Origin of the sequence: Aestuariivita sp. (assembly GCF_021404545.1) — a bacterium.
Lineage (GTDB): Bacteria > Pseudomonadota > Alphaproteobacteria > Rhodobacterales > Rhodobacteraceae > Aestuariivita.
In genome coordinates, this window is sequence record NZ_JAAWWD010000003.1 from 179,791 (window position 1) to 191,539 (window position 11,749).

General features: G+C 64.0%; 10 protein-coding genes. 5 read left to right on the forward strand and 5 right to left on the reverse strand.

Going from position 1 to position 11,749, the window contains the following annotated elements:
- Position 1: 1 nt before the first annotated feature.
- Genes HEP69_RS03185 through HEP69_RS03205 form a run of 5 tightly spaced genes read right to left on the reverse strand, consistent with a single transcriptional unit; the run spans position 2 to position 5,778 of the window.
- Complete coding sequence (locus HEP69_RS03185; protein ID WP_290557073.1) at positions 2-868, reverse strand: isocitrate lyase/phosphoenolpyruvate mutase family protein; 867 nt, start codon at positions 866-868, stop codon at positions 2-4.
- Positions 865-1,482 carry a cysteine hydrolase gene (locus tag HEP69_RS03190; RefSeq protein ID WP_290557074.1) on the reverse strand — a complete coding sequence of 206 codons (618 nt, stop codon included), beginning with the start codon at positions 1,480-1,482 and terminating at the stop codon, positions 865-867. Before HEP69_RS03190 ends, HEP69_RS03185 begins: the two co-directional genes overlap by 4 nt.
- Positions 1,479-3,536: a hydantoinase/oxoprolinase family protein gene (locus HEP69_RS03195; protein WP_290557075.1), complete on the reverse strand. Its 2,058-nt coding sequence runs from the start codon at positions 3,534-3,536 to the stop codon at positions 1,479-1,481. The genes HEP69_RS03190 and HEP69_RS03195 overlap by 4 nt, the downstream gene beginning before the upstream one ends.
- Entirely contained in the window at positions 3,533-5,224 is a 1,692-nt protein-coding gene (locus HEP69_RS03200) for a hydantoinase B/oxoprolinase family protein (RefSeq protein WP_290557076.1), read from the reverse strand. The genes HEP69_RS03195 and HEP69_RS03200 overlap by 4 nt, the downstream gene beginning before the upstream one ends.
- Positions 5,221-5,778, reverse strand: a complete 558-nt coding sequence (locus HEP69_RS03205; RefSeq protein ID WP_290557077.1) for a nuclear transport factor 2 family protein — start codon at positions 5,776-5,778, stop codon at positions 5,221-5,223. The genes HEP69_RS03200 and HEP69_RS03205 overlap by 4 nt, the downstream gene beginning before the upstream one ends.
- A 145-nt stretch (positions 5,779-5,923) precedes the next feature.
- Here HEP69_RS03205 and HEP69_RS03210 point away from each other — a divergent pair, with 145 nt between their 5' ends.
- The 5 genes from HEP69_RS03210 to cueR all read left to right on the forward strand — a co-directional run bounded on the left by HEP69_RS03210 (position 5,924) and on the right by cueR (position 11,611).
- Positions 5,924-6,718, forward strand: coding sequence for a GntR family transcriptional regulator (locus HEP69_RS03210; protein WP_290557078.1), 795 nt, complete (start codon positions 5,924-5,926; stop codon positions 6,716-6,718).
- Positions 6,715-8,082 (forward strand): 3-isopropylmalate dehydratase large subunit, encoded by a 1,368-nt coding sequence (gene leuC, locus HEP69_RS03215; protein WP_290557079.1) that lies wholly within the window; start codon positions 6,715-6,717, stop codon positions 8,080-8,082. The genes HEP69_RS03210 and leuC overlap by 4 nt, the downstream gene beginning before the upstream one ends.
- Entirely contained in the window at positions 8,079-8,648 is a 570-nt protein-coding gene (gene leuD / locus HEP69_RS03220) for a 3-isopropylmalate dehydratase small subunit (protein ID WP_290557080.1), read from the forward strand. The genes leuC and leuD overlap by 4 nt, the downstream gene beginning before the upstream one ends.
- 85 nt (positions 8,649-8,733) lie before the next feature.
- Positions 8,734-11,208 (forward strand): heavy metal translocating P-type ATPase, encoded by a 2,475-nt coding sequence (locus tag HEP69_RS03225; protein WP_290557081.1) that lies wholly within the window; start codon positions 8,734-8,736, stop codon positions 11,206-11,208.
- 10 nt (positions 11,209-11,218) lie between these two features.
- Positions 11,219-11,611 (forward strand): Cu(I)-responsive transcriptional regulator, encoded by a 393-nt coding sequence (gene cueR, locus HEP69_RS03230; protein ID WP_290557082.1) that lies wholly within the window; start codon positions 11,219-11,221, stop codon positions 11,609-11,611.
- Positions 11,612-11,749: the final 138 nt, after the last annotated feature.

Consider the following 11,749-nt stretch of genomic DNA (forward strand, 5'->3'; position numbering starts at 1 on the left):
TTCAGTCGTCGCCTGCCTCGTATCTGGATCCCTCGGCGAGCATGGCGTCCGTTCCGATCACATCATTCAGACCGCCAAAGTCAAACATCCGATCCTGAAAAGGACCATTCGATCCATGGGTCCGCAGACTGCGATAGTAGCTCTGCGCGGTCTTCGCCAGTGCGCGGACGATGCCTCCTGGAAAGATGACGATGGAAAACCCCAGCGTTTCAAGATCAGAGGCGTTTTGCAGCGGCGTCTGCCCGCCCTCGACCATATTGGCCAGCAACGGGATGCGGCCCGCAAACTGGCGCGCCAACCGCGACACCTCATCGCCTGACCGCGGCGCTTCGACGAACAACGCGTCTGCCCCGGCCTCGACATAAGCTTCGGCCCGGTCGATTGCCGCGTCAAAGCCATCGACGGCGATAGCATCGGTACGGGCAATGATCAGTGTCTCATCGCTGGCCCGCGCCTCCGCCATCGCCGAGATCTTGCCGACCATTTCCTGTTTCGAGATCAACGACTTGTCAGAAAGGTGACCGCAGCGTTTGGGGAAGGTCTGATCCTCGACCTGCAATGCATTCGCACCGGCCCGTTCATAAGCGCGCATGGTCCGCTGCGCGTTCAGCGCATTGCCAAAACCGGTATCGGCGTCGATGATCACAGGCAACGCAACCCGGTCCCGGATCAGGGCCATGGTATCGGCCATCTCACTCATCGTCGAAAGACCGATATCGGGCCGCCCCAGCCGGGTATAGGCGACGGCGGCACCCGAAAGATAGAGCGCCTCGAACCCCGCTTGTTCCGCCAGTGTCGCGGTCAGCCCGTCATAAACCCCCGGCGCACAAAGAATTTCAGGTTGCGTGAGGCGCGCTTTGAGACTCATGAGGCCGCCCCGATCAGTGCCAGGGTCTCGGCACAGGTCATCACCTGCGTGACCGTGCCCAGAGAGGTCAGCGTGGCCTTGTGCACGTCATCGTTGAATGCGGCCGATCCATCTGACAACAGGATCGTCTCGATGTTGCGCAGATGCGCATCGCGCAGGGTGGACGCGACGCCGCCATTTGTCACGATCCCGCCAACGATCAGCGTGTCGATCTCCAATGCACGCATGATGTATTCCAGCCGCGTTTGATAAAACGCGGAATAAGCGACCTTCTCGACCGTGTAATCCGCCGGTGCCAGTGTATCGACCAGCGAATGACCAAAGCCACCCGGTGCGAAATCGCCCTTTGTCAGAAACGGACGCAACTGTTTGAGATGCGGTGCGATGAGCGGCTCCCCACCCGGCCCGGGTACCAGAGTAAACTGGGCCGACAGATAGGTGCCCCCTTTGGCGCGCAGCGCCTCCACCACCGGCTTGATCCTTTCGGGCAGCGCGGCAATCGCCGGGGCGCCCTGCCCCGCGCGACCATAGGCGCCTTCGGGATGCAGGAAGTCGTTTTGCAGATCAATCGTCAGCAGCCCCGTGCGGGCGGGGTTCAGGACATCCAAGCTCATATGCGCCTCTCGATGATGACATTGCCGTAAGGGTCCACCGTCCCCTGCAAATCCGGCTCGATCAGGATGGTGGTATCCAACTGCTCCAGAATGGCGGGCCCCTGAACAATGGCGCCTACCGGGAGGGACAGACGATCATAAATCGCCGTCTTGTGCCAGCGATCGCCGAAATGCACCTCGCGCTGGGTCTTAAACGCGCTCTGCATACTGCCGCCCGGGTCCGGGGCCAGCGCCGACAGATCGAATTTGGGTCGTCGCCCGATCACTGCACTGCGCAGGTTCATGACCCGGCGCGTGCCGTTCTGCAAAAGCCGCCCGTAGGTGGCGTGATAGGCCAGGTCGAACGCTTCGGCGATCTGCGCGCGGGTCGGGGGCGTAACCCGGCCCTCAGTCACGGCAACGGGCAAGGGCACCGCCACAGTGTGGGTTTGACCGACATAGGCCATATCGAGCTCAAACCGGATATCGCGTGCCTCGAACCGGGACTGGGCGGCGTCCAGCATCGCAAGGCCCTCATCCGCATGCGTTTGCATCACAGCCGCCAGGGCGGTCTCATCGACCTGATCGGCCATCACATTCAGCGTTTGCACGAAATCCTGCCGCATATCGGCGATCACACAGCCCATGGCCGAGGTCACACCGGGAAAGCGCGGTACAATCGCCCGCGCCAGCCCCACATCCGCCAGGATTGCCCCGGCATGCAACGCCCCCCCTCCGCCGAATGGCATGTAGGAAAATCGCTTGGGATCAAACCCCCGCTCGATACTCACCAGCCGGATGGCGCCCGCCATGCGGGAGTTGGCCACCGTCAGGATCGCTTCGGCCGCCGCCATCGTGTCCAGACCCAGCGGAGTGCCCACATGGGTGTCAATGGCAGCCCTTGCGGCCTCTACATCCAGCCGCTCCAACGTACCGCCAATGGGGCTCTCTGGATCGATCCGACCCAGCACCACATTGGCATCCGTCACCGTGGGCCGGTCATTGCCACGTCCATAGGCGACAGGGCCGGGATCGGAGCCTGCGCTTTCCGGCCCGATATTCAGCAAGCCGCCCTTGTCGACCCAGGCGATGGAACCGCCGCCCGCGCCGATCGTCGCTATCTCGATCATCGGGGTGCGCACGACCATGCCGAAATCGATGGAAGTTTGCGCCGCCAGCATCGACTGGCCATTGGCCACCAGAGATACGTCAAAGCTGGTGCCGCCCACATCGCCGGTGATCACATCCGCAAAGCCTGCGGTCTGGGCGATATAACCGGCCGCGATCACGCCTGCCGCTGGGCCGGAAAGGGCTGTCCGCACTGGCAGACGGCAGGCCGTCTCGACCCCCATTACCCCGCCATTGGATTGCACGATCATGAACTCACCCGTGAACCCGCCGCCCTTGAGCGCGGTTTCCAGCCGGTCGAGATAGCCCGCCACTTCGGGTTGCAAATAGGCATTGAGCGCGGTGGTGGAGAACCTCTCGAACTCGCGGATTTCCGGCAGGATTTCCGAGGAGGCGGCGACATGATCATTTGGCCAGATTGCCCGAACAGCTTCTACCGCCGCGCGTTCGTTTTCGGGATTGGCATAGGCATTGGCAAAGAGAACCGCCACCGCCGCGCAGCCCAGGTCGATAAGCCGCCGCGCCGCGTCGCGCACCGCATCCAGGTCGACGGCCACGCGGATCGTGCCATCGGCCAGCACACGCTCGGGCACCTCCAGCCGCCGGTCTCGCGGCACGACAGGTTCGAAATCGCCACGCAACCCCCAGGTGCGGGGCCGATCCCGGCGGCGCATCTCCAGCACATCGGAAAGCCCTTGCGTCGTGATCACACCGACCCTTGCGCCCTTACGCTCCAAAAGCGCATTGGTCCCTGCGGTCGTCCCATGCACCACAACGGCGATCCCGGCCAGATCGTCGATCTGCTGGCCGATCCCGTTCAGGAACCCGCCTGACTGATCGGGCCGCGTCGTGGGCACCTTGGCCACACGGGCCTGCCCTGTCGCCTCGTCCAGCACAAAGACATCCGTGAAAGTGCCACCCACATCCACACCAACCATCTTGCTCATGGCGCGACCCCCTGCCAGGCGGGACCGTAAAGCGCGGTCGCGTTGTCCTCGCTCAGAAAGCCAAGCGCGACGTCGCGCGCAACCGCCTTGGGATCCCGTTCAGACGCAGGGCCATAGCCGCCGCCACCGGGGGTTTCCAACCGCACGGACTGGCCGCGCCTCAACGCCATGCCCAACATCTTGGACGACATCGGCGGCGCGTGCCAGCCATCGTCCTGCTGATACTCAAAGTGGTTCATCGCGCCGTCACCACCGCCCGCAATGCCTTTGGGAGCAAACCGTCCACGCTCTCCGAAAAGGAATGCGCGCGCGCTTTCTTCCAAAAGCTCGATCTCATACACGGCACCCAGCCCGCCGCGATGAGCCCCCGCACCCGCACTGTCGGGGCGCAGCGACCATTCCTTGAACATGACCGGGTAAGCAGCCTCAAGGATCTCCAGCGGGGGGATCGTCGCCGTCGAAATCGGTGCGTTGCCGTGATTCAGCCCGTCGCTTTCGATAGACCCTCCATGCCCGCCTCCAAAGAAGGAAAACATCACCCAGGGCGCGCCATTCGCACGTTTGCCCGCAATCGACAGGGCGTTGATCGTGCCATAGGCGTTGGCCACCACCCGCTCTGGCGCGGCCTGGGCCATGGCCGAAAACATCACGTCGATCATCCGCAGGATCGTTTCGGTATAGCCGCCCACGGGGGCCGGAAACTCCGCAGACAAAAGCGACCCATCTGGCACCCGCACTTCGATCGGCCGCATCACGCCGGCATTGGCAGGCAGCGCGGGAAAGATATGCTTAATCGCAACATAGGCCGTGGCCACGGCGGTCGGCAAAGCGATGTTGACCGGACCGGCCGTGACAGGGGCGGTGCCTTCGAAATCCAGCACCATCCGGTCGCCCGTAATCTCAAGGGCCACCCGAATGGGCAGCGGCATATCGGTGATCCCGTCATTGTCGAGGAAATCCTCGGCCTCCCAACGACCATCTGGCAGACCTTCCAACTCCGACCGCATGAGCGCTTCGGCCCGGTGGCCAAGCGCGTCGAGCGCTGCGGCCACCGTTTCGGCCCCGTATTCATCGAGCAGCGCGTCGAGCCGTTTGACCCCCAGATCCAGCGCGCCCAACTGACCGTTCAGATCGCCCTGGGCCGATTGCGGCAGGCGGGTGTTGCGCATCAGAATGTCGATCACGTCCTGCTGGATCACTCCGGCGCGCGCGATACGGACCGGGGGCAGCACGAACGCCTCCTGAAACGCATCCGTGGCAGAGGGGTTGTAATTGCCCGGAACCGCTCCGCCGACATCATGCCAATGCCCCACCGAGGCGAGATAGCAAAACAGCTCTCCGTTATGGAAGTAGGGCCGCACCAGCCGCATATCGGACAGATGCGTCCCACCCAGATGCGCATCGTTAAAGATATAGATGTCGCCATCAGCCAGATCGCCATTCGCCGCGGCCTTGTCGATCACGGCCTTGACCGCAAAAGCCATGACGCCCACGAAAATCGGCAGTCCGGATTTGCCCTGCACCAGCGTGTCGCCGGTGACGGCATGATAGAGCCCATGCGAGGCATCATGCGCCTCGGCGATGATCGGGTTGAAGGCGGCGCGAAAGAGGGTCGCGTCCATCTCATCGGCGATCTGCTCCATCCGGCCGGCCAGAACCGCCAGGGTGATTGGATCTATCTCGCTCATGGGCGCATCTCGGCAATATCGTTCCAGACGTCCTGGCGCAGGATCCGGCCTTTGCTCAGCTCAAACCGGTCGATGAAACGGATACCCTCGAACGCTGCGCCGTTGGGCCATTCACCATGCAGCGTGCCGTGGCAATGCACAACCGTACCCTGATCGCCCGCCGAGGCATCAAAGCCCGCATAGGTCTTTTTGACAAACCGGTAGCGCGGCCTGGCCCAGTCGATCAGCTCCGCCAGCGTACTCATCGGGTCCGCTCCGGGAAACTGCATCGTAAAGCCGGGCGCCAGATGCGCCTCTGCCCGGTCAAGATCGCGAGCCTCCATCGCTTCAAGATAATCGCGCACGATGGCCACCGGGTCGGGCAAGGCCGCCGCAGGCACGCGCGCCTGTCCGCCCCGCAGGTAATTTGCGTGTGGGATGTCACGGGTGATGACGGTGATTGCTTCGGGGTCGGCGGGCACGACAGAGCGCACCGCATCACTCACAGCGCGACCCAGCCGCGCCTTGTCCTGGGGCCCATACCCTTCGAGGATATGGATTTCAACGATCGGCATAGCTCCCCCCCCAATCCTGTAATTGGTATTTTCTATAGGACAGATATCAGAACATGTAAATTTCTGATTTCAGAATATCTGGAGCATAAGTTCTTGCGTTGACGCATCCCCGTGATACCTTATCGGGCGCAACCAGGGGGCAGATTTGCGCGATCAAGCCACATCCGATTTACCCGAAGGCGGCAAGTCCCGCAGGGTGTATCTATTGCTGCGCGAGGATATCTCCAGCGGTCAACAGGTGGAAGGATCGGTTTTGCCCAGCGAACAGCGCCTGGCACAGATGCACAACGTATCGCGGGTCACTGTCCGGCGGGCCCTGGACGCGCTGGCCCGTGACGGGCTGATCGAGAAAAAGACAGGTGCGGGATCCATTGTGCGCCTGCGCACGGATCGTCCCGACACGATCACAGCAGATATGGCGACCCTGATCCCGCAGATCGTGCAGATGGGGCGCGACACCACCGCGCGGCTCTTGTCGTTTTCCTACGGCCCTGCCCCGGCCCCTGTCCGCACCGCCCTGGGGCTGGAGGAGGGCGCGCGGGTGCAAACCGCTATCCGGGTGCGCAGCGCCGAAGGCACCCCGTTTTCCCACCTTACAACCCATGTGCCCGAGACCGTGGCCGCCCATATGTCGGAAACCGACCTGGCGACCACACCGCTTTTTGAGCTGTTGGAGCGCTCCGGCGTGATTGTCGCCTCCGCCCGGCAGAGCGTATCCGCCGCCTTGGCCACGCCCGATGTGGCCGATGCGCTGGATGTGTCGGTGGGAGCGGCACTGTTGTCCCTGACCCGCGTGGTGCAGGACGATCAGGGGCGCGGGATCGAGTACCTCTCTGCCCTTTACCGGCCCGACATGTTCCGGCTGGACATGGCACTGAGTCGGGTGGACGGGCGCAACGGGCGGCATTGGGAGCCGGTGATCGGTGGAGGAACGCAATGAGCAATCCGCAAACCCTGTTTGACAAGGTCTGGGGCGCCCATGTGATCCATGCGCGGCCCGACGGGACGGACCTTTTGTGGGTCGACCGGCATTTCGTACACGAAGGCTCCCACCACGCGTTTCGCAAGCTTGCGGCGCGCAACATGGTTTTGGCCGAGCCGGGGCTGACATTTGGTGTGACCGATCACTATGCGCCCACGCGTGGCGCGCCCGCCAGTGACGATATCGCCGGGATGATCCAGACCCTGAAGGCCAATGCCCAGACCCACGGGCTGGAGCATTTCGCGTTGGGTGATCCGCGACAGGGCATCGTGCATGTGATCGGGCCGGAACAGGGACTGACCCTTCCGGGGTTGGTCATCGTGTGCGGGGACAGCCACACCTCGACCCATGGGGCCTTTGGCTCGGTGGCCTTTGGCATCGGAGCCACGGATGTCGCCCATGTACTGGCCACGCAGACGATCTGGCAGCGGCGCCCGCGCGCGATGCGCATCACGGTCGAAGGAACGCTCTCCCCCGGGGTCACGGCCAAGGATATCGCCCTGGCCTGGATCGCGGAACTGGGCGCGGACGGTGCGCGCGGGCACGCGATCGAATACGCAGGCTCGGCCATTCGGGCGCTGTCGATGGAGGGGCGGCTGACCTTGTGCAACATGTCCATCGAGGGCGGTGGGCGATTTGGCATGATCGCCCCCGACGAGGTGACGCTGGACTATGTAAAGGGGCGCCCCTATGCGCCCGGCGATTGGGATCGTGCGACAGCGGCCTGGCTTGCCCTGCAAAGCGATGCGGACGCAGCGTTCGCACGGGAGGTGACCCTCACCGCCACCGATATCGCCCCGACGCTGACTTGGGGGACCAGCCCGGATCAGGCGGTGCCGATCACCGGCCATGTACCGCAGGACGCGACCCGCGATGTGCTGGACTATATGGGGCTGCGCATCGGCGACCCGTTGAACGGCACCCCCGTGGATCAGGTTTTCATCGGGTCCTGCACCAATGCCAGGATCGAGGATCTGCGCGCCGCCGCCGCCGTTTTGCGCGGACGCAAAGCGCGGGTGCCGGGCCTTGTGTCGCCGGGATCGAGCGCCATCAAACGGCAGGCCGAGGAAGAAGGGTTGGATGCCGTCTTCGTTCAGGCAGGTCTCGACTGGGTCGCCTCGGGCTGTTCGATGTGCGTGGGCATGAATGGCGATCTGGTGGCGCCGGGCAAACGCTGTGCCTCGACCACCAACCGCAATTTCAAAGGACGGCAAGGCCCCGGCGCACGTACGCATCTGATGTCGCCCGCCATGGTGGCAGCGGCCGCCGTAACCGGGACGCTGACCGATGTGCGCCCCCTTTTGGAGGGGCGCGAGAGATGAGCGCCTTTCCCCGCCTCACCGCCTCACCGGCGCGCCTGCCGCTGGACAACGTGGACACCGATCAGCTGATCCCGGCCCGGTTCATGTCACGTGCGCGCAGCGAGGGCTACGGCGCGGTCCTGTTGCACGATCTGCGCAAAAAGGACCCCGCCGCGCGCTTGCCTGATGGGGCCTCCATCCTGATCGCGGGCCGGAATTTCGGCTGTGGCTCCTCGCGGGAAGCGGCGGTTTATGCGCTGTTCGATTTCGGCATCCGCGTGGTTCTGGCCCCGTCCTTCGGGGATATCTTTGCCAGCAACGCGGTCAATAACGGCGTGTTGCCCGCCGTTATCCCCGCTGACCGGCTGGCGCGGCTTGAGGGGGAGATCACCGTCGATCTGGAACGGGTCGAAATCACCCATTCGGGAGGCAAGATCGGGTTCGAGATCGATCCCGTGTGGCGTACGAAACTGCTCAACGGGTGGGACGATATCGACCTGACCGCCCAGCATGCGCAGGCCATTGCGTCGTTCAAGGCAGCCCATCACGCCCGCGCACCCTGGACGCGCCCGATGATCCTGGGCTGATCCGGGGGCAAAGACCCTCTTGACCTTCCAGCGGCTGGAAGCCCTATCTAAGGCGCATCGTTCTTTTGCGGCGAGGTTCTCGATGATGACGCTGGCTCTGAAACTCGACGGTCTGACTTGCGCCTCCTGTGTGGCGCGGGCCGAAACCGCATTGCGCGATCTGTCCTCGGTCGATGACGCGACGGTCAATCTGGCTACCGGTACGGCACAGGTCACCGGCGATCATATCGACCCCGATGCTGTGATCGCCACGCTGAAAACCGCCGGATATCCCGCCCTGACCGAGACCGTTGACCTCAACATCGACGCGATGTCCTGCGCCTCGTGCATTGGCCGGGTCGAGCGTCAGATCACGGGCCAGCCCGGCGTTCTGGGCGCTGAGGTGAACCTTGCCACGCAGCAGGGCAAGGTGACCGCGCTGGCAGGCTCTGGAGGCGTAGAGGCCGCAATTGCCGCCCTCACCCAAGCCGGGTATCCCGCCCGCAGAGCCGCGCCCGCGACGGATCGCGAGACGGCGCGGGATGGCGAAGCGATGACGCTGCGCCGGGCGGCACTGATCGCGGGCCTGCTGACATTGCCGGTCTTCATCCTTGAGATGGGCAGCCACATGATCCCCGCCTTTCACCACTGGGTGATGGCCAATCTGGGTATGCAGACCAGCCGGGTGATCCAGTTTATCCTGACGACCGCTGTGCTGGCGGGGCCTGGGCGGGTCTTTCTGAGCCGTGGCTTTCCAGCGCTGTTCAAGGGGACGCCTGACATGAACTCTCTTGTCGCGATTGGCACCAGTGCCGCCTGGAGCTTTTCAGTGGTGGCCACATTCGCGCCGTCGCTGCTGCCCGAAGGCGGCAATGCGGTCTATTTCGAGGCCGCGGCGGTCATCGTGACCCTGATCCTTTTGGGTCGGTGGCTGGAGGCGCGCGCCAAAGGCAAGACAGGGGCCGCGATTGCGCGGCTGGTGCAGTTGGCCCCAAAATCGGCGGAGGTGGAGCGGGACGGTGTCGTCAGTTCCATCCCACTCGATCAGATCCTCACCGGCGACGTCATCCATATCCGCCCGGGAGAACGGATCGCCGTCGATGGCACCGTGACCGACGGCAAGAGCTTTATCGACGAGAGCATGATCACCGGAGAGCCCGTGCCCGTTGCCAAAGGCCCCGGCGATACAGTGATCGGCGGGACGATCAATGGCCGCGGCGCGCTGCGGTTTACCGCCACCAAGGTAGGGCGCGACACGATGTTGTCCCAGATCATCCGCATGGTCGAGGAGGCTCAGGGCGCGCGTCTGCCCATTCAGGCGCTGGTCAATCAGGTGACCGCCTGGTTTGTGCCTGCCGTCCTGGTGGTCGCCGCGATCACGGTCGCGGTCTGGCTGATCTTCGGCCCTTCGCTCGGCGCCGCTCTGGTCGCGGCGGTTGCCGTGTTGATCATTGCCTGCCCATGCGCGATGGGGCTGGCCACCCCCACCTCGATCATGGTCGGGACCGGGCGTGCAGCCGAATTGGGGGTTCTCTTTCGCAAAGGCGACGCGCTTCAGTCCCTGTCGCAGGTCAGCATCGTGGCCTTTGACAAGACCGGGACGCTGACACTGGGCCGACCCGAATTGACGACATTCGAGACGGCAGAGGGCCTGGATGCGGATACCGTTCTGGCTCGGGTCGCGGCGGTCGAGGCCCTGTCGGAACACCCCATTGCGGCGGCACTGACCCGGGCCGCGCGGGACAGCGGGATGACCCTGCCCGAGGTCACCGGGTTTGAGGCGGTGACCGGCATGGGGGTGACAGCGGATGTGGCCGGGCACGCAATCTTGATCGGCGCCGACCGACTGATGGCCCGCTCGGGGATCGAAACCGGCGCCCTGGCAAAGGTGGCCGGACGTATCGCGGCTGAGGGCCAGACCCCCATCTTTGTGGCCCTGGACGGAGCGATAGCCGCCGTGCTGGGCGTGTCAGATCCGGTCAAGCCAGGTGCGGCCCATGCCATTGCCGCGCTACATGAAATGGGTATCAAGACCGCGATGATCACCGGCGACACCGCACAAACGGCACGTTCCATCGCCGCGCGCCTGGGCATCGACCATGTGGTCGCCGGTGTGATGCCGCAGGGCAAGGTCACAGCCCTGAACGCGCTGCGCGGTGATGGCCAACGATTGGCCTTTGTCGGAGACGGCATCAACGACGCGCCGGCACTGGCGCATGCGGATGTTGGCATCGCCATGGGCACCGGTACGGATGTCGCGATTGACGCGGCCGATGTCGTGCTGACCTCCGGCGCATTGGACGCGGTCGGGCGCGCTTTTGCCATCAGCCGGGCGACAATGCGCAATATCCGCCAAAACCTCGGCTGGGCCTTTGGCTACAACACGCTGCTGATCCCGGTGGCGGCAGGCGTGTTCTATCCGCTCTGGGGGCTCTTGTTATCGCCCGCACTGGCCGCTGCTGCGATGGCGCTCTCTTCTGTCGCGGTGGTCACAAACGCCCTGCGGCTGCGGCATGCGGCAGGTGCGGATGCCACGGGCGCGCTGCCGAACCCCGTTCCAAACCTGCAATCCGCGACCTGAGGAGATCGCCATGAACATCGGAGAGGTCGCCAGCCGCGCGGGCCTGCCTGCAAAGACGATCCGCTATTACGAAGATATCGGCCTGATCCGGCCCGCCCGTGACGCCAACGGCTATCGCGCGTTCCGCGACACAGACATGCACAAGCTGACCTTTGTCGCGCGCGCCCGGGCGTTGGGATTCTCCATCGACGAATGCCGCACGCTCTTGGCGCTTTGGGAGGATCGGGAGCGCGCAAGTGCCGATGTTCGCGCGATTGCCAGCGATCATCTTACCCGCATCGAAGAGAAAATCGTCGATCTCGAGGCGATGCGCGACACACTCCGCACGCTCGTCGCATCCTGCGCCGGGGACGACCGGCCCGATTGCCCGATCCTGTCATCTTTGGCCGAGCAAGAGCGCTAGCGCATCCGACTTTTAACCTGAGACATATCCGGCGGCCTTAAGGGAGTTCCAGCACTCCTCGGGCGAGAATAGGTCACAGATTTCTGTAAGGGCGTCAAACATATCGGTGAAGGTTCGAGCACCGATCCTGCGCGGGGG

Bases quoted from the DNA above. Each gene is read 5' to 3' on its own strand.
- HEP69_RS03200 (WP_290557076.1), bottom strand. From the start codon at position 5,224: ATGAGCGAGATAGATCCAATCACCCTGGCGGTTCTGGCCGGCCGGATG.
- HEP69_RS03205 (WP_290557077.1), bottom strand. From the start codon at position 5,778: ATGCCGATCGTTGAAATCCATATCCTCGAAGGGTATGGGCCCCAGGAC.
- HEP69_RS03190 (WP_290557074.1), bottom strand. From the start codon at position 1,482: ATGAGCTTGGATGTCCTGAACCCCGCCCGCACGGGGCTGCTGACGATT.
- leuC (WP_290557079.1), top strand. From the start codon at position 6,715: ATGAGCAATCCGCAAACCCTGTTTGACAAGGTCTGGGGCGCCCATGTG.
- HEP69_RS03225 (WP_290557081.1), top strand. From the start codon at position 8,734: ATGACGCTGGCTCTGAAACTCGACGGTCTGACTTGCGCCTCCTGTGTG.
- HEP69_RS03195 (WP_290557075.1), bottom strand. From the start codon at position 3,536: ATGAGCAAGATGGTTGGTGTGGATGTGGGTGGCACTTTCACGGATGTC.
- HEP69_RS03185 (WP_290557073.1), bottom strand. From the start codon at position 868: ATGAGTCTCAAAGCGCGCCTCACGCAACCTGAAATTCTTTGTGCGCCG.
- leuD (WP_290557080.1), top strand. From the start codon at position 8,079: ATGAGCGCCTTTCCCCGCCTCACCGCCTCACCGGCGCGCCTGCCGCTG.
- cueR (WP_290557082.1), top strand. From the start codon at position 11,219: ATGAACATCGGAGAGGTCGCCAGCCGCGCGGGCCTGCCTGCAAAGACG.